The sequence below is a fragment of the Microbispora corallina genome (assembly GCF_016863035.1).
GTDB classification, from domain to species: Bacteria; Actinomycetota; Actinomycetes; order Streptosporangiales; family Streptosporangiaceae; genus Microbispora; species Microbispora corallina.
Genome location: NZ_BOOC01000007.1, coordinates 198,004 through 217,161 on the forward strand (window position 1 = coordinate 198,004; position 19,158 = coordinate 217,161).

Genomic DNA, 19,158 nt, shown 5'->3' on the forward strand with positions numbered 1-19,158 from the left:
GAACGAGGCCCGGATTACGCCAGGGTAGCCAAATAGGCTCGCAGACGCTCCGCCTCCGGCATGTGCATCTCCTGAAAGCGGGCCAGCGCAGTCGCCAGGACCGGATGCGCCTGCTCGTAGTCCCGACTCTCGGCAAGCGTCATGCCGAGCCCTTGAAGCGTTCTGGCCTCGCCGACCGCGTCGCCGGCCTCGGCGAAAATGGGCCGGCAGCGTTCATACAGGGCAAGTGCCTCCGCTGTGCGGGTCTCGCTCCGGCAAAGGTCCGCCAGGTAGAGCAGCCCCCATGCCTCACCCCTGACGTCGCCGAGTTCGCTCAGCACCGCCACGCATTGCTCGTAGCAGGCGCGGGCGTCGTCAGGTTGCCCGAGACGGGCGTATGCCAGGCCGAGCTCCATGGTGGCGTACGCTTCGCCACGCTGATCGCGATGCTCTCGTAGGATCGGCAGGCACCTGTCGAACAGGTCCAGCGCTTCCGCCTCACGTCCTTCGTGGGTACGGAGGCTGGCAAGATCGTAAACAAGGTATGCCTCGTTCAATCGATCGCCGATACCGCGAAATATCTGCAGGGCCTCCTCGAAGCACCGCAGCCCTTCGGCCGTGAGACCGAGCCCTCGGTAGACGAGGCCAAGTCCACGAAGTGCGAACGCCTCCCACCGTCTGTCACCCAGCGAACGGAACGTCGCGAGGCATTGTTCGTGGGTCGCCGCCGCTTCGCGAAACCGCCCCAGATCGCGGTATACGAAGCCCAGGCTGCGGAGCACGATCGCCTCGCCGTGCCGATCACCCAGTTCGCTGTAGATCGCGGCACACCGCTCGTAGTAGCGGATCGCCTCGCTCAACCGACCCTGTTCCCGGGAGATCAGACCAAGGTCGAGGAGGGCTGCCGCCTCACCTCGGCGATCACCCAGTGCGCGCAGCAACGGCAGGCTTCGGTTGAGGTAGGAGACGGCTTCGAATCGCCGGGTGTGCCGGTAGAGACTGCCTGTTGATCGCAGCAGCCCTGCCTCGGCCGCGACGTCGCCCGAGAGCTGTGCGCTCGTCAGAGCGAGTTTGTGTGTGCGCTCCCAATCCTCCCAATGAGAGCGCGCGTCGAAGAAGTCGACCGATGCGATCGCGAGCGCAACGGCCATCTCGTGCCGTCCAGTTTCGTGAGCCTGCTCGATGAGAGCCGACAGAGTCGGGCGTTCCGCCGCGAACCAGCCCAACGGTTGTGTGTCGATAATGGCGCCGACCCCGTCCTCCCTGAGGAGTGCGTCGATGTCAGCGGGGTGATCGGCGTGCTGCCGTGGCTCCGCTCGAAGCGCCGCGGCGCCGCGCCGGGCGACGGCGAGATAGCCGGCGAGGAGCCGATCGAGAGCGGCGTTCTGTTCGCCCAACTCCTCGTCTCGTAACAGGCATTCTCTCGCGAACACGTGCACGAGATCGTGAAATCGAAAGCGCGTATGGTCTGCCTCGTCCTCGCCGACGACCTCCAGCAGGGAGGCATCGACAAGCCGGCCGATGACGGCCTCCGCCGCCGAGATGTCGCTGTCCAGAAGCAGCGCCCCCGCCAGTCCGGTGAAGTCCGGCACGGCGGGGAGCGCCAGCAATCGAAATGCGCGGCGCTGCTCCGAAGTCAAACTCTGATAACTGAGGCTGAGGCTCATGCGTACCTCGAGATCGCCTATTCGTAGCTCGTCGATCCGTCGGCGTCCGTCACCGAGCCGGGTCGCCAGTCTGGCCAGGCGCCCGCTGTCATGTGCCGCCAGCCGGGCGCCCACGATACGCACCGCAAGCGGAAGATAGCCGCACAGTCGCGTTATCGCGGCGGCCGCCTCCGGCTCGGCCGTGATTCGGTCGGCACCCACGATCTTGGCCAGTAACGCCAGCGACTCCTCGGGGTCGAGCGTGTCCAGCACGTGGATATGGGCTCCTTCCAGCGCGGCCAAGCGGGATCGGCTCGTTACGATCACTCCGCAACTCGGGCTGCCCGGCAGGAGCGGACGTACCTGCGCCTCGTCGGCGGCGTCGTCAAGGATGACCAGAAGGCGCCGCTCGGCGACCAGGGTGCGGTAGAGCCGCTCCCGCATATCGGTGCTTCGCGGAATCTTGCCGTTCGCGATGCCAAGCGTGGAGAGGAAGTCGGCCAGGACGTCTGCGGGGTCGAGTCGCACCGTTCCCATGCCGTGAAGGTTGACGTACAACTGACCGTCGGGGAAAAGCTCACGGATGAGATGTCCGCAACGGACCGCCAGCGCGGTTTTGCCGACACCGCCCTTCCCGGCGATTGCCGTGATGACGATGGCCCTACTGTCGGCATTACCGGTGGCGAACAGGTTGTGCAGCTTTCTTAAAGTATCTTCGCGTCCGGTGAAGTCGTGAATGTCTCGCGGAAGCTGGTACGGGATCATCGGGGCGCCATCGGACTGCCTGATGTGGTTGTGGATGATGATGTCCCGGCCGGCCTGGTTCACCGTTCCGCCATGCTCGGCGCGAGCGTGCTGCCGAAGTTCGCCGGGCTCCTCCGTCTTACCCGCTCCCGAATCCACCATCACTGTCCTTCATCGAGGCCGCGGGCCCGCTCCCGCCCGGACTTTGCAGTCCCCTGCCATGCTGTCACGCAGAAGGGTCCGCCAGCAGACGATGACGGGCCAGGCTGCCCTCGTCGTTCCGGCGCACTTCTCGCGAACTACCTGTGGTGCCTTTTCCAGGCGCTTCTGCAGGTTCGGCCGAGCATGGCATGAGCGGACCCTCACCTGGCCGGACCGCTCCGTGTCCGCCACCCTCGCCGGCACCTTCTGACCCGGCTCCGGGGGCGCCGCCTGGTCAACTTGCATGCGCGGCGGGTCCGCGGGCGGGAGCAGTCACGACGTCGGCGGCAGGTAGCTGGTGATGTTTCCCCCAGCCTGATAAATCGTGTTGTGTCGGCCGGTGGCGTTGGCCGTCTGGATGATCGACCGGACACGGGTCTGCTCATCGGCGGCCAGGGCGGGCATCAGGTACTCCTCCAGGAGCCGCCGTACCTCGTCCGCCAGCGCCGGCTCGGTCCTCACCAGGCGCTGCAGCTTGCTCTGCCACTCTCCAGCCAGAGCCTGCTCGGTGTCGGCATCGCCGTCACGGCGGGCCTGCACCACCTCGGCCCGCACCACCTCCAGCTCTGCGCCGGCCTGCTCAGCCTTATCCGGGTGAGCCCGGCGCCACAACGCGACCACCCCGTCCCGGGCCGTCTCCCACGCACTGGTGGCCATCGCGGACACCACCGCGGTTCCCGCCGCCACCACGATTGGATCCATCTCGCGCCCCTTTCCGGCGGAAGATCCAGAGGCCGTCCACTCTATGGCCGCACCCCTGTCTGTGGCGGTTTCCGGCGCCTCGACCTCAACCGATTCGCCCCCTGAATGGCGGGACGTGTCCGGCCGACTTCACCCACTACCGGCTCGCCGACGGCACCGACGCCGAGATCCTCACCTGGCCGGACGACCACTCTCGCTACGCCCTGTCGGTGACGGCCCACAACCGCGTCACCGGACCGATCGTGCGCGACACCTTCCGCCACGCGGTGGCCGCCCACGGCGTGCCCGCCTCCACACTGACCGACAACGGCATGGTCTTCACCACCCGCTTGTCCGGCGGCCGCGGCGGCCGCAACGCCTTCGAACACGAACTGCGCCGCCTGCACGTCACGCAGAAGAACTCCACCCCCAACCACCCCACCACCTGCGGAAAGGTCGAACGCTTCCAGCAGACGATGAAGAAATGGCTCCGCGCCCAGCCCGACCAGCCCACCACCATCGGCGACTTACAGACCCTCATCGACCGCTTCGCCGACGCCTACAACCACCACCGCCCCCACCGGTCGTTGCCCCACCGCGCCACCCCCGCCGCGGTCTACAACACCCGGCCCAAGGCCCAACCGGCCGGCAGCCGCGACGGCGACACCCACACCCGCGTCCATCGACCCCAGCCGCGACTACCAGCCCCAAAGCAAGAAACCCCCGAACCCGTAGGTTCGAGGGTTTCCGATGTCTTGAGACATCACACTGGTCGGGGCGACAGGATTTGAACCTGCGACTTCTTGCTCCCAAAGCAAGCGCGCTACCAAGCTGCGCCACGCCCCGTCTCGCCGGGTGCGCGAGCGCTCGGAGACTCCGGTACGCTTACGCCCTGACGACCGGATGAAGTCTAGACCAGATGACCACCGGCCGCGCGCGGACGTAGCTCAATGGTAGAGCCCCAGTCTTCCAAACTGGCTACGCGGGTTCGATTCCCGTCGTCCGCTCTCATCGAAAAAGGCCAGGTCATCCGCGACGCGGTGCCTGGCCTTTGTGATCTTCACTTACTGTTTTGAATCTTCCGTGCCCGATGGCTCGTTCTTGTGCCCCGTCCTGCGCAATCTCAAGGCGGCCCTGACCGGGCCGCACGCGCCGCCGTCACGGCGCACGCCGCCGCCTCCCGCTGGCGCTCCCGGCGGACGGCGCGCAAAGAACGCCGGACGGCCGGCGTCGATGGGCCGCCAGGCGACACTACATCTCTGATCACAGGCCGAAGGGCTGAGCTGGAACAGCCGCCAGGCGCTGACCGCGCGGAGACACCGCCGGACAAACCCTCCCCGCCGGCCACGCAGAAAATACAAGGCACGCAAGCGAGTTGGCGGCCTACCCTGCCGTGAGTGGAGGATCACGTTCCCCAAGCAGTGCTGGATGCGGTGCTGAAGCACCCCGGAGGCTCGCTCGTGTGGTGCTGTAGCGAACCGATCACCGGCAGTTCCGGGGCCGCCACCGGCGTCGTGACCAGGTTGTCGGGCCTGGCACAGCTCGATCACGACCAGGTCGCCTTCACTGTGATCCGCAAAGCCTGCCGACCAGTGACCGCTGGACGCCACGCCGCCGGCGCCGCCGATCCCCGGCACTGGGCCTACTGGCGGCGGGAACCTCTCGCCTACGCCAGCGGACTGCTACCAGAGGGACCAGGTCTAACCTCCCCACGCTGCTACGGCGTCATCGACGACGTCATCTATCTCGCCGACGTCGGCACCACACCGCAATCGCCACACGTGGCTGCGCACCAGCTTGGCCGCTGGCAGGCCAATTCCACTGTGCCAGACGTACCGTGGCTGTCAGGGCACCAGCTCGCCCAGCGGATCGCGGTCAGTGAGCTGGACTGGACCGGCATGGACGTGCATCCGCACATCCCGGCATTGTGGCGACGACGCCGGGAACTGCTGAAGCGGCTGGACGGGGTACCTCGAGTGCTCGTGCATGGCGACTTCTCCGGTGGCAACCTCATCGCTGCCGACGACGGTGCCGGCACTGTGGTGCTGGACTGGGCGACGTTCGGGGTGGGCCCGGTGGGCGCCGATCTTGCATCACTGACGCTGACCACGCTCGGCCGCCATCTCGCCGACTACCTTGACGGGTCGGCCGGCTGCTTCGATGCCGGCGACGTCGAGCTGGGCTATCGGGTGACGCTCGCACTGACCGGAGCTGGTCGCATCCACTGGATGCTGTCGCGCGGGATGACGCTTCCCGCCGGTTATATCGACTTCATCACAACCGAGACCGCCTCACTGTGACCCGGATGCAGAAAATCGGCATTGATTCAGAGGGTGCCGCGAGGGAGTGTTACCGGAGCGCCCCGTTATCGAGGGGTGACGGGCGCTTCTTGCCCGTGCCCGTCGCGTGCGCGTCAGTGCGGTGACTCACGGCAAACAGCAGGCCACCTGTGGTGTGTCGCAAAGCCTTTTCGAGGGGGCTGGCAGGAGATCTCCCATTAGGACGTCCCCCGGACCGGCCGCGACCCCGTCTGGAGTGACTACGCGGTGGCCTGGGTCAGGCGGTAGCGCGAGGGCGGAATGCCGTATCGATCGACGAAGGCCTGGCGGAGGGTCTCAGCCGTGCCGAAGCCGCAACGGGTCGCGATTGCGGTCATGGGCAGGGAGGTGGAGGCCAGAAGGTGGGCGGCTGCCTCGGTGCGGGCCCGGCGTACGAATCGGCCCGGGGTCTGGCCCAGGTGCTTGAGGAACAGCCGGTTCAGGTGGCGCTCGCTCACTCCCGCGCCGGCCGCCAGGGTGGCCGTGCTCAGGTCGGCGTCCAAGTGGCCGGTGACGTGGTCGACCACCCGCTGGATCAGGCTGTCGCCGGGTGGCGGGCCTGCGGTGAACATGCTCATCTGTGCCTGGTTGCCGGGCCGTTGCAGGTAGGTCACCAGGTTGCGGGCCACCTCCCGGGCGAGGGCGGCGCCATGGTCTTCCTCGATGAAGGCGAGGGTCAGATCCAGGGCGCTGGTGACGCCGGCGGCAGTAGCGACGTTGCCGTCGCGGATGAAGATCGGATCGGCGTCGACCGAGACCTCTGGATGACGCGCGGCGAGCTCGTGCGCGTATTGCCAGTGGGTGGTGGCGCGCCGCCCGTCGAGCAGGCCGGCGGCGGCCAGCACCGCCGCGCCCGTGCACACCGATGCGACCCGGCGGCTCTCCCGCGCCAATCGACGGACGTGACCAACGATCACCCGGCTGGCGGCCGCTTCCTCGCGCCCGATTCCCCCTGACACGATCAGTGTGTCCAGCGGCCCGGCGATGCGCTGCAGGGCCTGCTGCCCCTGCAGGGTCAGCCCGCTGCTGCAGGTGACGGGCAGGCCCGACGGAGTGGCCAGGCACACGTCGTAGGGCGGGGTGGCGCCGTGGACGTTCGCCGCTATCAGCGTCGACGTCACGCACGCGATGTCCAGCAGCTCCGCCGCCTGGTATCCCACCACGACCACACGCCGCTCGGTCATGGCACAACCGTATGTCAGAAAGACAGGGCACCCAAGTTTCCGGACCTGTCTCTGACACTTCGTTGGCACCTTCTCCGGGCGCCCGGACAGTTGAGCCATGACTCACCCGACTCCGCCGATGCCTGCCTCGCCTCCCGGCACCCAGCGCCACGCGCGGCGATGGGGAAGGTTCACCCTGCACTACATCGAGATGATCATCGCCATGTTCGCCGGGATGATCGCGCTCGGCCTGCTGTGGTCGTCCGCCTTCGGGATCGATCTGTCGTACGCCCGCGATCCGGAGCTCGCCTACCTGCTGATGGCGTTCGACATGTCGGCGGGCATGGGCGCCTGGATGCGCTTCCGCGGCCACCCCTGGGCCTCCACGCTGGAGATGTGCGGCGTCATGTTCGCTCCGGTCGTGCCGCTGTTCCCGCTCCTGTGGCTGGACGCGATCGACGGGATGACCCTGATGATCGCGGCACATGTGGCGATGTTCCCGCTCATGCTGGCGGTCATGCTCTGGCGGCGTGACGAGTACGCCCATGCCCACCACTGAACACTCCCGCACAGGCCGTCGCAGCGCCGCCACCGCGCCGTGGGCGCGGCTGCCCGATCTCCTGCAGAGTCAGCGCAGCCACCGCAGAGCCGCGTCGAGGCAGTCGTCGGGATTGTTGTTGAAGGCGATGGCCGCGTCAGGCGCGTGCCGGCGGACCAGGTTGACCACCCTCTCGAAGAGTTCGAGCAACGGCTCGTGCTTGCGGATGCCGCCCCCGATCACCACGCAGGCGTAGTCGTTGCCGGTCAGCGCCTCTGCGATCGCGGCTTCGGGGTTCTCGTCGAGTGCCACCAGGCACCAGTCGGACTGGATGCCCCGATCGTCGAAACGAGCCCGACCACGCGCTATCGCCGCCTGGACCGGCTCCGGATCCCAGCCCTCGATCTTGGCGGGATCGAGACCGACCACGAGTACTCGCGCCACTGTCACGTGTCCTCCTCGCCGAAGGTTTCCACAGCTGTAAGTGGTGCCTGGAACATCGACAATGTCGATTTGCCGGAGCGGCCACGTTATCCCGTTCCCGACGTCTCCAGGTCGCCGTGGACAGAAGAATCAGGCGCATGGAGCGTCGAGGCCGCGTCAGCTCCCGCTCTCCTCACGCGTCGTCCATGTCCGTGATGTCGAAGCGGCATCGGCGATGACCTGGGCCGTACGACGACCCGCTTCGATCGCGTGCCGTGATCGCGCGGCCCTGCACCGCCCCAGTTCCGGGTCGTACTCCGTCATCACGATGCCGGCGTGATCCGTCTCCGCCTCGGCCACGGCCGCCTGCCACCCACGCTCTCGCAGGGCGCTCGCGAACCGGCGCGCCTGCCGCACATCCACGATGGGGTCCCTGCTCCCGTGAACCAGCCAGAACGGAACCGGCTCCACCGTCGTCGTCGCGAGGTCGTCGAGGGGGATGCCGCCCGTCGACGGCGCGGGCCGATCGAAACCGGAGGCGATGGTGACGACTGCGGACGGCCGCCAGTGACCGAAGGCCGCTCCGTTCACCGCAATCCCTGCCGCGGCCCTTCCGCCCATGGACCACCCGGCGAGAACGATCCGGTCGGCGTCGCCGCCGAAGTCACCCGCGTCGCCTCGGACGAAGGCGGCCGACTCCCACAGGTGGCCTCTCCCTCCGTCCGGCGCATCGGAACGCCAGTCGGGAACGAACACGACGACATCCCGCTCCGCGACCGCACGCGCCAGCGGTTCGAGCACGTCGCGTTCGTCAGGTCCCCTTCCGTGCCAGAGCAGGACGACCGGCCGGCGAGCGGCGCCGTCACACCGGTAGATGTCGAGAGCCTTGCCGCTCGGCCCGTAGACGAGGCCTCTGTCCACGCGGACTTCCACCCGGTCCCCCTTGACTCGGCGAAGACGCCTTGCCGCCCACCACGCCGTCTTGGACACTCTGGACCGTGCCCGATCACTGGCCTCTGTTCAAGCTGCGCATGACCACGCCCCGGCTGGAGCTGCGCCTGCCCACGCTTGAGGACCTCGATCAGCTCGGCGATCGGGCGGCCGAGGGAATCCACGATCCCGAGGTGATGCCTTTCGTCCCCCCGTGGACGGACGTTCCGAGCGAGGACCTCCCCAGGAACGTCGTCCTGTTCAACCTCGGCGAGATCGCCCGGTGGCGTCCCGAGCGCTGGTGCTGCAACTTCGCCGTCATCCACGACGGCCGGGCCATCGGCATCCAGGACCTGTCGGCGGCCGACTTCGCCGTCACCCGTGAGGTGCACACGGGCTCCTGGCTCGGGCGCTCGTACCAGGGACGCGGCCTGGGCACCGAGATGCGCGCCGCCGTCCTTCATCTGGCCTTCACCGGACTCGGCGCGCTCTCGGCGGTCTCCTCCGCGTTCGAGCACAACACGTCCTCGCTGGCCGTCTCCCGCAAGCTCGGTTACGAGCCCGACGGGCTGTCGACGCACAACGTGCGCGGGCAGCGTGCCGTCGCGCGACGTCTGCGCCTGCGCCGGGACGCGTTCGCCGGCCCGGTTCCCGTCGAGATCCACGGCTTGGAGCCCTGCCTGTCGCATTTCGGCCTGACCTGAGGTTCCGCCCCACGGCCATGAGGTGGTCAGGCCGGGAGAACCGCCGGCGAGGCGCGGCGGCCTCTCCCGCGGCCCAAGGCGAGCAGCAGGCGCGCCGCCGACGCGTACGCGACGCCGTAAAGGAACGGAGGCGTGCGGACGGAGCCGCCGTTCATGTAGCACGCGTAGCCGCTCGGCAGAGTGTCGAGGACGGCCGGAGGGCACTGCGTCAGCGGCGACCAGAGACTCACGACGGTGGCCATGAGGTTGACGGCCGCCAGCATCAGGAGGGCGCAGGCGACGACCCGGGCGACCCTCCCGTTCCATCGGTTCCGCAGCAGCGCGGCGACGCCCACCGCGACGGCAGGCAGCGCCAGGGCAAGGGTCAGCATCTCGGCCTGCCAGACGACCACCATCCCGGACAGCGCGCCCGAACCGAGGTAGCCGATGCCGAGACCTTGGGCCAACGGGTAGACGCCGATTCCGTCGATCACACTGATGTCGTAGTAGAAGCCGCTGACGCCGGAGATCAGCTCGCTGCCCAGCCAGGCGAACACGCTGGGAAGCAGAGCCAGTGTGATGGCGATCGGCCACCGGGCCCACGTGCGCACTTCAGATCGCCGCGTGGGGGAAGACGGGATCAGTCGCCCGTACGGAAGAGGGCCCACACGGCCTTACCGCCCTCGTCCAGCGTGTCCCAGCCCCAGGCCTGGCTGTAGGTCTCCACTATGTAGAGGCCGCGGCCGTGTTCCGACACGAAGTCGGGCTGGCTGGGGGAGGGCGCCCGGTCGCTCGGGTCCGAGACCGCGAGCAACACGTGTGGGGCGATCCGGAGCAGCATCAGCGTTATGGGGTGGTCGCGCGCGGGCGGAGCCGGGGACGGGTACAGCGCGTAACGGACGGCGTTGGTCACGAGCTCCGAAACCACGAGCGTCGCGTCGTCGCTCAGCTCCGAAAGACCCCACCGCTGCAGTGTCGTACGGGTGACGTCGCGGGCCGTCTTGACGGAATCGGCCTGTGGGCGCAAAGGACACGTGGCCTTATCGGAGGTCCCGGCGGCGCGGAGGAACCAACCGAATCCCACTTCACGGGTCAACGGGCCGGCGGAAATGGGCTTCTCCGACATGCTGCCCGTACCTCCCGCTGGCCATATTCGAGGGTTGGTGCACCTTTGGCCCAATATGCACCAAGACATGATGGAACACCCTCTCGCTCCGCTGCAAGACCCAAATGCACGTGCACTTGACGCGTGCAAGCATCCAGAGGGTGAACCTGGAGCGTCAGGGGGAGGGAGATCGACCCTTGTCATCGGAGCCCGTAGTGGTGACACTGTGTGGGCTGGGGGTTTCGTGCAGGTCGTCCCTTGGCGGCACACGTAGCCGATTGTCGAGGGAGGTGCCGTGACACAGATCCAGGCTGGATCGGGTCCCACAGCCCTCCGCATCCTCCTGGGCTCCCAGCTCCGCAAGCTCCGCGAGAGCAAGGGGATCAGCCGCGATGAAGCAGGGCACTGCATCCGCGGTTCCGAGTCCAAGATCAGCCGCATGGAGCTCGGCCGGGTCGGCTTCAAGGAACGCGACGTCGCCGACCTCCTCGCCCTGTACGGCGTCGAGGACGAAGAGACGCGCGGCCAGGTGATGAGCCTCGTGGAGAGGGCGAACGAGCCCGGCTGGTGGCACCGCTTCAACGACCTGCTGCCCTCCTGGTTCCAGGCGTACGTCGGCCTGGAGGAGGCGGCCGAGCGCATCCGAACGTACGAGGTGCAGTTCGTCCCCGGCCTGCTGCAGACCAAGGAGTACGCCCGGGCGGTGATCACGGCCGGCGCGGTCGGCGCGGCGCCCGAGGAGATCGCCCGGCGTGTCGACCTGCGCCTGGAGCGCCAGCGGATCCTCGACGGCGAGTCCAGCCCGATGTTCTGGGCGGTGATCGACGAGGCGGCGCTGCGGCGGCCGATCGGCGGCGTCGAGGTCATGCGCGGCCAGATCCAGCACCTGATCGACCTGATGAACCAGCCCAACGTGACGATTCAGGTCATCCCGTTCAGCTTCGGAGGACACGCCGCGGAGGGCGGCGCGTTCAGCATCCTGCGCTTCGCCGACCCCGAGCTTCCCGACATCGTGTACGTCGAGCAGCTCGCCAGCGCCCTCTACCTCGACAAACGCGAGGAGGTCGACCGCTACGGCGAGGTCATGGAACGGCTGTGCGCGGTCAGCACCACCCCCGCGGAGACGGTCGACCTGCTGCGGCAGATCATGACGGACCTCTGATCAGTCGCCCATAGGCTCCGGTCTGCTCTAGACTGCCCTTGGCGCTGGACACCCGCCACAGTCGAGCATGCCCGGAGAGGTCGCGTGCCGGCGTGGCGGCCGAGCGCCTCTCACGTGGGCGCGGCGCGCGTAGTGCCGCGGTTGCCGTGCACGACGCGCCTGCGATCACCAGATGCTGGATCAAGGAGACCACCCCGTGAAGACCGCTGTCGAGGAGCTCAGCCCTACCCGGGTCAAGCTCACCGTCGAGGTGCCGTTCAAGGAGCTCGAGCCCAGCCTGCAGGCCGCGTACAAGAAGGTCGCACAGCAGGTTCGCGTGCCCGGCTTCCGTCCCGGCAAGGTGCCGGCCCGGATCATCGAGCAGCGCTTCGGCCGCGCGGTGGTTCTCGAGGAGACCCTCAACGACGCCCTGCCCAAGCTGTACGGCCAGGCCGTGGACGAGACCGAGGTCTTCCCGGTCAGTCAGCCCGAGATCGAGGTCACCAAGATCGAGGACGGTGAGCAGGTCGAGTTCACCGCCGAGGTCGACGTCCGGCCGGCCTTCGACGTGCCCGACTACGAGGGCACCGAGATCGTCGTCACCACCGCCGAGGTGAGCGACGCCGACATCGAGGCCCAGCTCGACGGGCTGCGCCAGCGCTTCGCGACGCTGACCGGCGTGGAGCGCTCGGCCCAGAACGGCGACTACGTCGTCATGGACCTGCGCGCCGAGATCGACGGCGAGAACATCGACGAGCAGCAGGCCGCGGACGTCTCCTACGAGGTCGGCGCCGGCTCGGTCCTGCAGGGCCTCGACGACGCCCTCCAGGGCATGGCCGCGGGCGACGAGAAGACCTTCCGCACCACGCTCGTCGGCGGCGAGAACGCCGGCGAGGAGGCCGACGTGATCATCAAGGTCAAGTCGGTCAAGGAGAAGGTCCTGCCCGAGCTCGACGACGAGTTCGCCCAGCTGGCCAGCGAGTTCGACACGCTCGACGAGCTGAAGGACAGCATCCGCGAGCAGGCCCGCCGCAACAAGCTGATCGACCAGGTCATGCAGAGCCGCGAGAAGGCCCTCGACGCGCTGCTCGACAAGATCGACATTCCGCTGCCGGAGAGCGCGCTCAACGCCGAGATCGACGCCCGCAAGCACAATCTGGAGCACCAGATCGCGGAGAGCGGACTGAGCCGCGAGGCCTACCTCCGCCTCCAGCAGACCACCGAGGACGAGCTGTTCGCCGACTACGAGGAGAACTCTCGCAAGGCCCTCAAGTCGGGCTTCGTGCTGGACAAGATCGTCAAGTCTGAGGACATCGGCGTCAGCGAGCAGGAGCTCACCGACTTCGTGGTGCGCCGCGCCATGCAGCTCGGCGTCGCGCCCAACACGCTGGCCCAGCACCTGGCCGACAACAACCAGCTCACGCTGGCCATGATGGAGATCGTCCGCGAGAAGGCCAAGACGCTCATCGGCGACGCCGCCAAGGTGACCGACGAGGCGGGCAACGAGGTCGACCTCAAGGCCATCTACACCGAGCTCAACCCCGAGCAGGAGCAGCCGGAGGACGAGGCCGCCGCCGAGCAGCCCGCCCAGAGCTGATCCTCGATCCGGGATCGACCTGAAAAGCCGTACGGGCCGGGAGATCGGCCCACGGCGACTCGGCGAGGAGAAACCCCCGCCGCACTTCGGTGCGCGGGGGTTTTCTCGTTCCCTCTCGGGACAAATCCACGCAAATTTTCTTCTTACGGCTCTCGCCGGGGCGGCCGCACCCCTCCCGACCTGCGCCTTGACGGCCGGGTCCCGGCTCCGGAAACGCCGGGCAGGGCGGGGACACGCCGATCCCTTCGCGCCGAGGCCGCCGACATGCGCCGTCAGCGAACAGTACGGCGAGGAGGCATGACCTGTCTGCGGCGCGCGTTAAGGTCACAAGCAAAGCCAATCGATAACGACGCATCGGAAGGTGACGCTGTGACCAGCCCGCCGACCTTCTTCCCGCCCACCGGCTCCGGTCTCGAGGCCCGGGGCCCCGAAGGCGCTCCCGGCCGCCTCGAGGACCAGCTCTACCAGCGCCTGCTGCGTGAGCGCATCGTGGTGCTCGGCACCCAGGTCAACGACGAGGTCGCCAACCGGCTGTGCGCCGAGCTCCTGCTCCTGGCCGCCGACGACCCGGACCGGGACATCTGGATGTACATCAACTCCCCGGGCGGCTCGGTGACGGCCGGCATGGCGATTTACGACATGATGGAGTACGTGCCGAACGACGTCTGCACGGTCGCGATGGGGCTGGCCGCCTCGATGGGGCAGTTCCTGCTCTGCGCGGGCGCCCAGGGCAAGCGGTACGCCCTGCCGCACGCGCGGATCATGATGCACCAGCCGTCCGGCGGCATCGGCGGCACCGCGGCCGACATCGCCATCCAGGCCGAGCAGATGCTGTACGTGAAGAAGACCCTCGCGGAGCGCATCGCGTTCCACACGGGTCAGCCGCTCGACCAGATCGAGCGCGACTCCGACCGCGACCGCTGGTTCACGGCCGAGGAGGCCAGGGACTACGGCTTCATCGACCACGTCGTGCGCAGCGCGCGTCAGGTGCCCTCCGAGGGCGCCGTCTCATGACTGGAGCTTCCCAAGTGAGTGAGCTGATCCGGCCGGGGGACATCAACGGCCGCTACGTCCTTCCCTCCTTCGTCGAGCGCACGTCGTACGGCGTCAAGGAGATGAACCCGTACAACAAGCTGTTCGAGGACCGCATCATCTTCCTCGGGGTCCAGATCGACGACGCCTCGGCGAACGACGTGATGGCGCAGCTGCTGACGCTGGAGTCGCTCGACCCGGACCGCGACATCAGCATGTACATCAACTCCCCGGGCGGGTCGTTCACCGCCATGACGGCGATCTACGACACGATGCAGTTCGTCCGTCCGGAGATCCAGACGGTCTGCCTGGGCCAGGCGGCCTCCGCCGCCGCGGTCCTGCTGGCCGGCGGGACGCCCGGGAAGCGGTTCGCGCTGCCCAACGCCCGTGTCCTCATCCACCAGCCCTACACCGAGGGCGGCGGCCAGGGCAGCGACATCGAGATCCAGGCCCGCGAGATCCTGCGCATGCGGTCGCTGCTCGAGGAAATCGTGGCGAAGCACTCGGGCAAGTCGCCCGACGACGTCCGCAGGGACATCGAGCGTGACAAGATCCTCAGCGCCTCCGAGGCGAAGGCGTACGGGCTGGTGGACGACATCATCCCGTCGCGGAAGAAGCGCGCGGCGGCGATCGCTTCCTGAGGGAGTTGCCGCACCGGAACGGTGCCCAATTGGGCACGTTCCGGTGCGACTCACCGCTAGGGGGCTCACTGAGGGCCCGAGAGACGGTAACGTCGAAACCTGAGCGGGATGACGTTTTCGCACCGGTACATGATCGGGTTGCGGACGGAAGTGACCGCGGCTGCAGGGGCGGTCCCACGCAAAGGAGTATCTGGGGTGGCACGCATCGGCGACGGCGGAGACCTGCTGAAGTGCTCGTTCTGCGGCAAGAGCCAGAAGCAGGTCAAGAAGCTCATCGCCGGACCCGGCGTCTACATCTGCGATGAGTGCATCGATCTCTGCAACGAGATCATCGAGGAGGAGCTGTCCGAGTCCTCCGAGCTCAAGTGGGACAACCTGCCCAAGCCGCGCGAGATCTACGAGTTTCTCGACGCGTACGTCATCGGGCAGGACAAGGCGAAGAAGGCCCTGTCGGTCGCCGTCTACAACCACTACAAGCGGGTCCAGTCGGGGGAGCGCGGCCGCGACGACGGCATAGAGCTCGCCAAGTCGAACATCCTCCTGCTCGGCCCCACCGGCTCCGGCAAGACCCTGCTCGCCCAGACCCTCGCCAAGATGCTCAACGTCCCGTTCGCCATCGCGGACGCCACCGCCCTCACCGAGGCGGGGTACGTCGGCGAGGACGTGGAGAACATCCTCCTCAAGCTGATCCAGGCCGCCGACTACGACGTCAAGAAGGCCGAGACCGGCATCATCTACATCGACGAGGTCGACAAGATCGCCCGCAAGAGCGAGAACCCGTCGATCACCCGTGACGTCTCCGGTGAGGGCGTCCAGCAGGCGCTGCTGAAGATCCTGGAGGGGACGACGGCCAGCGTGCCCCCGCAGGGCGGCCGCAAGCACCCGCACCAGGAGTTCATCCAGATCGACACCACCAACGTGCTGTTCATCTGCGGCGGCGCGTTCGCCGGCCTCGAGAAGATCATCGAATCGCGGGTCGGCAAGAAGGGGATCGGCTTCAACGCGATCATCCACTCGAAGGAGGAGTCCGACTCCTCGGACATCTTCTCCGACGTGATGCCGGAGGACCTGCTCAAGTTCGGCATGATCCCCGAGTTCGTCGGCCGGCTCCCAGTGATCACCTCGGTGCACAACCTGGACCGCGAGGCGCTCATCCAGATCCTCACCGAGCCGCGCAACGCGCTCGTCAAGCAGTACCGCCGGCTGTTCGAGCTGGACAACGTGGAGCTGGAGTTCACCGACGACGCCCTCGAGGCCATCGCCGACCAGGCCATCCTGCGCGGCACCGGCGCCCGCGGCCTGCGAGCCATCATGGAGGAGGTGCTCCTGTCCGTCATGTACGAGGTGCCCTCCCGCCAGGACGTCGCCCGCGTCGTCATCACCCGCGAGGCCGTGCTGGAGCACGTGAACCCGACGCTCGTCCCGCGCGACCAGCTCCAGGCCAAGCAGCAGCGCACGCCGCGCGAGAAGTCCGCCTAGGACCCTTCCGTCCGGATCGCCGGCGGCACGGGCGGCGTCCGGACGTCCCTAGAATTGGGCATCATGACGACGCCTGAGCTGCCCACCCAGTACCAGCCCGCCGAAGTCGAGACCCGCGGCTACGAGCGCTGGGTATCGGCGGGCTACTTCACCGCTGACGCGGGCAGCGGGCGCGAGCCGTACAGCATCGTGCTCCCGCCGCCGAACGTGACCGGCTCCCTCCACGTGGGCCACGCGCTCGACCACTCGATCCAGGACGCGCTGACCCGGCGGGCCCGCATGCGGGGCTACGAGACCCTGTGGCTGCCGGGGATGGACCACGCCGGCATCGCCACCCAGAACGTGGTCGAGCGTGAGATCGCCAAGGACGGCCTGTCCCGCCACGACTTCGGACGCGAGGCGTTCGTCGAGCGCGTCTGGCAGTGGAAGGAGGAGTCCGGCGGGCGCATCCTCGGGCAGATGAAGAAGCTCGGCGACGGCGTCGACTGGTCGCGTGAGCGGTTCACGATGGACCAGGGCCTGTCCCGGGCCGTCCAGACGATCTTCAAGAAGCTTTTCGACGACGGGCTCATCTACCGCGCCGAGCGGATCATCAACTGGTGCCCCCGATGCCTGACCGCGCTGTCGGACATCGAGGTCGAGCACAGCGACGACGACGGCGAGCTCGTCTCGATCCGGTACGGCTCCGGCGACGCGGAGATCGTCGTCGCCACCACCCGGGCCGAGACCATGCTCGGCGACACCGCGGTGGCCGTGCATCCCAACGACGAGCGCTACGCCCACCTCATCGGCAAGGAGGTCGAGGTCCCGCTCACCGGGCGGCGCATCCCGATCGTGGCCGACGAGCACGTGGACCCGTCCTTCGGCACCGGCGCCGTCAAGGTCACCCCGGCCCACGACCCCAACGACTTCGAGATCGGGCGGCGGCATTCGCTGGAGTCCCTCGTCATCATGGACGAGCGGGGCATCATCACCGCCCACGGTCCGTTCCAGGGCCTCGACCGGTTCGAGGCGCGCCCGGCGGTGGTCGGCGCGCTGCGCCAGCAGGGCCGGATCGTCGCCGAGAAGCGGCCGTACGTCCACTCGGTCGGCCACTGCTCACGCTGCAAGACCGTGGTCGAGCCGCGGCTGTCGCTGCAGTGGTTCGTGAACGTCGCGCCGCTCGCCAAGGCCGCGGGCGACGCCGTTCGCGACGGGCGCACCCGCATCCACCCGCCGGAGCTGGCCAAGCGCTACTTCGACTGGGTCGACGACATGCACGACTGGTGCATCTCCCGGCAGCTGTGGTGGGGGCACCGGATCCCGGTGTGGTACGGCCCCGACGGCGACATGGTGTGCGTCGGACCCGATGAGGAGCCGCCCGCCGGCTATCAGCAGGACCCCGACGTCCTCGACACCTGGTTCTCCTCGGGCCTGTGGCCGTTCTCCACGCTCGGGTGGCCCGACAAGACCCCCGACCTGGCCCGGTTCTACCCGACCAGCGTCCTGGTCACGGGTTACGACATCCTCTTCTTCTGGGTCGCGCGGATGATGATGTTCGGGCTGTACGCGATGGACGGGCGGCCGCCGTTCCGCACGGTCGCGCTGCACGGCATGGTCCGCGACCAGTTCGGCAAGAAGATGTCGAAGTCGTTCGGCAACGTCGTCGACCCGCTCGACTGGATCGCGAGGTACGGCGCCGACGCCACCCGCTTCACGCTGCTGCGCGGGGCCAACCCCGGCTCCGACGTCGCGATCAGCGAGGACTGGGCCGCCGGCTCGCGCAACTTTTGCAACAAGATCTGGAACGCCACGCGCTTCGCGCTCATGAACGGCGCCGTGTCGGATGGCCTGCCGGACGAGCTCACCGCGCCCGACCGGTGGATCCTGTCGCGCCTGCAGTCGGTGATCTCGTCGGTGGACGCGGCGTTCGAGGAGTTCGAGTTCGCCAAGATCTCCGACGCGCTCTACCACTTCGCCTGGGATGAGGTCTTCGACTGGTACGTCGAGCTGGCCAAGGTCCAGATCTCCGAGGGCGGAGCGGTCGCCGAGAACACGGCGCGCGTCCTCGGTCACGTCTTCGACGCCCTCCTGCGGATGCTGCACCCGCTGGTGCCGTTCGTGACCGAGGAGCTGTGGCAGGCGCTGACGGGGCGGAAGTCGATCGTGATCGCCTCCTGGCCCGAATTCTCGCCCGAACTGGTCGACCCCGAGGCCGAGCAGGAGGTGGCCTCCCTGCAGGAGCTCGTCACGGAGGTCCGCCGGTTCCGTTCCGACCAGGGGCTGAAGCCCGGGCAGCGCGTCGCCGCCCGGCTGTCCCTGTCCGGTACGGCTCTCGCCACGCACGAGCCCGCCATCCGGACCCTGCTGCGGCTGGACGACGCCACGGAGGCGTTCTCGCCTACGGCCCGGCTGACGGCTGGCGCGGTGACGGTCGAGATCGACACGGCCGGCGCCATCGACGTCGCGGCCGAGCGTAAGCGCCTGGAGAAGGACCTGGCTGTGGCCCGGAAGGAGCACGCGCAGGTGACGGGCAAGCTGGGCAACGAGCAGTTCATGGCCAAGGCGCCGGACGACGTCGTGGCCAAGGTGCGCCAGCGGGCCGCCCAGGCCGAGGAGGACATCGACCGCCTGGAGGGCCTCCTGGCCGCGCTGCCGGCCTAGTTGGGTGTCTGAGGTTTAGGGGGAGTGTGCCGAGGGAAGTTACGGAAGTTGTCCTCGGCACCACCCGGCGGGTGCTAGTCTCTACCCACGCCAGAAAGCACGGCGCGCCACGAACTCCCCACAGGAGACGGGCTGCTAGGCTTTCGGCACTCCCTCTTATCCGACCCGGTTGCCGGGCGCCCTGCGTCGATTCGACGCGGTGTCCCATTCGGGG

At 68.0% G+C, this 19,158-nt stretch carries 17 protein-coding genes and 2 tRNA genes; 11 read left to right on the forward strand and 8 right to left on the reverse strand.

The genetic code is table 11. From position 1 onward, the window contains the following. Window positions 1-14: 14 nt before the first annotated feature. Both Mco01_RS11880 and Mco01_RS11885 read right to left on the reverse strand, forming a co-directional pair. The gene (locus Mco01_RS11880) at window positions 15-2,531 is read right to left on the reverse strand and encodes an ATP-binding protein (RefSeq protein WP_204056940.1); all 2,517 of its coding nucleotides are present in this window, start codon (window positions 2,529-2,531) and stop codon (window positions 15-17) included. A 312-nt stretch (window positions 2,532-2,843) separates the two neighbouring features. Then, window positions 2,844-3,272, reverse strand: a complete 429-nt coding sequence (locus Mco01_RS11885; RefSeq protein WP_204056941.1) for a hypothetical protein — start codon at window positions 3,270-3,272, stop codon at window positions 2,844-2,846. Here Mco01_RS11885 and Mco01_RS11890 point away from each other — a divergent pair. Next, complete coding sequence (locus Mco01_RS11890) at window positions 3,263-4,042, forward strand: integrase core domain-containing protein (RefSeq protein WP_204056942.1); 780 nt, start codon at window positions 3,263-3,265, stop codon at window positions 4,040-4,042. The two genes, Mco01_RS11885 and Mco01_RS11890, sit on opposite strands and share 10 nt — an antisense overlap. Here the strand turns inward: Mco01_RS11890 and Mco01_RS11895 are convergent. Next, window positions 4,021-4,097: transfer RNA gene (locus tag Mco01_RS11895), tRNA-Pro, on the reverse strand. The two genes, Mco01_RS11890 and Mco01_RS11895, sit on opposite strands and share 22 nt — an antisense overlap. Window positions 4,098-4,187: 90 nt before the next feature. On the opposite strand from Mco01_RS11895, the gene Mco01_RS11900 reads away from it, so the two are divergent. Then, window positions 4,188-4,258: transfer RNA gene (locus Mco01_RS11900), tRNA-Gly, on the forward strand. Window positions 4,259-4,648: 390 nt separating this feature from the next. Further along, window positions 4,649-5,551 carry a phosphotransferase gene (locus Mco01_RS11905; RefSeq protein ID WP_204056943.1) on the forward strand — a complete coding sequence of 301 codons (903 nt, stop codon included), beginning with the start codon at window positions 4,649-4,651 and terminating at the stop codon, window positions 5,549-5,551. Between the two features lie 239 nt (window positions 5,552-5,790). Here the strand turns inward: Mco01_RS11905 and Mco01_RS11910 are convergent, their stop codons facing one another. Then, a complete protein-coding gene (locus Mco01_RS11910; protein WP_204056944.1) occupies window positions 5,791-6,753 on the reverse strand; it encodes a GlxA family transcriptional regulator in 963 nt (320 codons plus the stop codon). 97 nt (window positions 6,754-6,850) lie between these two features. On the opposite strand from Mco01_RS11910, the gene Mco01_RS11915 reads away from it, so the two are divergent. Continuing rightward, window positions 6,851-7,291 (forward strand): hypothetical protein, encoded by a 441-nt coding sequence (locus tag Mco01_RS11915; protein WP_239103536.1) that lies wholly within the window; start codon window positions 6,851-6,853, stop codon window positions 7,289-7,291. A gap of 69 nt (window positions 7,292-7,360) precedes the next feature. On the opposite strand, the gene Mco01_RS11920 is transcribed toward Mco01_RS11915, so the two are convergent. Continuing rightward, window positions 7,361-7,720 (reverse strand): hypothetical protein, encoded by a 360-nt coding sequence (locus tag Mco01_RS11920; RefSeq protein ID WP_204056945.1) that lies wholly within the window; start codon window positions 7,718-7,720, stop codon window positions 7,361-7,363. 150 nt (window positions 7,721-7,870) lie between these two features. Next, window positions 7,871-8,683, reverse strand: a complete 813-nt coding sequence (locus Mco01_RS11925) for an alpha/beta hydrolase (protein ID WP_204056946.1) — start codon at window positions 8,681-8,683, stop codon at window positions 7,871-7,873. Window positions 8,684-8,691: 8 nt separating this feature from the next. On the opposite strand from Mco01_RS11925, the gene Mco01_RS11930 reads away from it, so the two are divergent. After that, entirely contained in the window at window positions 8,692-9,327 is a 636-nt protein-coding gene (locus tag Mco01_RS11930; RefSeq protein ID WP_307825572.1) for a GNAT family N-acetyltransferase, read from the forward strand. Between the two features lie 26 nt (window positions 9,328-9,353). Here the strand turns inward: Mco01_RS11930 and Mco01_RS11935 are convergent, their stop codons facing one another. After that, on the reverse strand, window positions 9,354-9,863 hold the full coding sequence (locus Mco01_RS11935) for a hypothetical protein (RefSeq protein WP_204056947.1): 510 nt from the start codon (window positions 9,861-9,863) through the stop codon (window positions 9,354-9,356). A gap of 83 nt (window positions 9,864-9,946) precedes the next feature. After that, window positions 9,947-10,333 (reverse strand): ATP-binding protein, encoded by a 387-nt coding sequence (locus tag Mco01_RS11940; protein ID WP_239103537.1) that lies wholly within the window; start codon window positions 10,331-10,333, stop codon window positions 9,947-9,949. A 373-nt stretch (window positions 10,334-10,706) separates the two neighbouring features. Between Mco01_RS11940 and Mco01_RS11945 the strand changes: the two genes are divergently transcribed. The 6 genes from Mco01_RS11945 (at window position 10,707) to Mco01_RS11970 (ending at window position 18,944) form a co-directional block, all read left to right on the forward strand. Then, complete coding sequence (locus Mco01_RS11945) at window positions 10,707-11,573, forward strand: Sco1979 family transcriptional regulator (protein WP_204056949.1); 867 nt, start codon at window positions 10,707-10,709, stop codon at window positions 11,571-11,573. A 196-nt stretch (window positions 11,574-11,769) separates the two neighbouring features. Then, the gene (gene tig / locus Mco01_RS11950; protein WP_204056950.1) at window positions 11,770-13,149 is read left to right on the forward strand and encodes a trigger factor; all 1,380 of its coding nucleotides are present in this window, start codon (window positions 11,770-11,772) and stop codon (window positions 13,147-13,149) included. A gap of 369 nt (window positions 13,150-13,518) precedes the next feature. Then, window positions 13,519-14,163, forward strand: a complete 645-nt coding sequence (locus tag Mco01_RS11955; RefSeq protein ID WP_036331955.1) for a ClpP family protease — start codon at window positions 13,519-13,521, stop codon at window positions 14,161-14,163. Next, a complete protein-coding gene (locus Mco01_RS11960) occupies window positions 14,160-14,822 on the forward strand; it encodes an ATP-dependent Clp protease proteolytic subunit (RefSeq protein WP_157099875.1) in 663 nt (220 codons plus the stop codon). The genes Mco01_RS11955 and Mco01_RS11960 overlap by 4 nt, the downstream gene beginning before the upstream one ends. 195 nt (window positions 14,823-15,017) lie before the next feature. Further along, window positions 15,018-16,301, forward strand: a complete 1,284-nt coding sequence (clpX, locus tag Mco01_RS11965) for an ATP-dependent Clp protease ATP-binding subunit ClpX (protein ID WP_036331957.1) — start codon at window positions 15,018-15,020, stop codon at window positions 16,299-16,301. A gap of 63 nt (window positions 16,302-16,364) precedes the next feature. Beyond that, on the forward strand, window positions 16,365-18,944 hold the full coding sequence (locus Mco01_RS11970; protein WP_204056951.1) for a valine--tRNA ligase: 2,580 nt from the start codon (window positions 16,365-16,367) through the stop codon (window positions 18,942-18,944). Window positions 18,945-19,158: the final 214 nt, after the last annotated feature.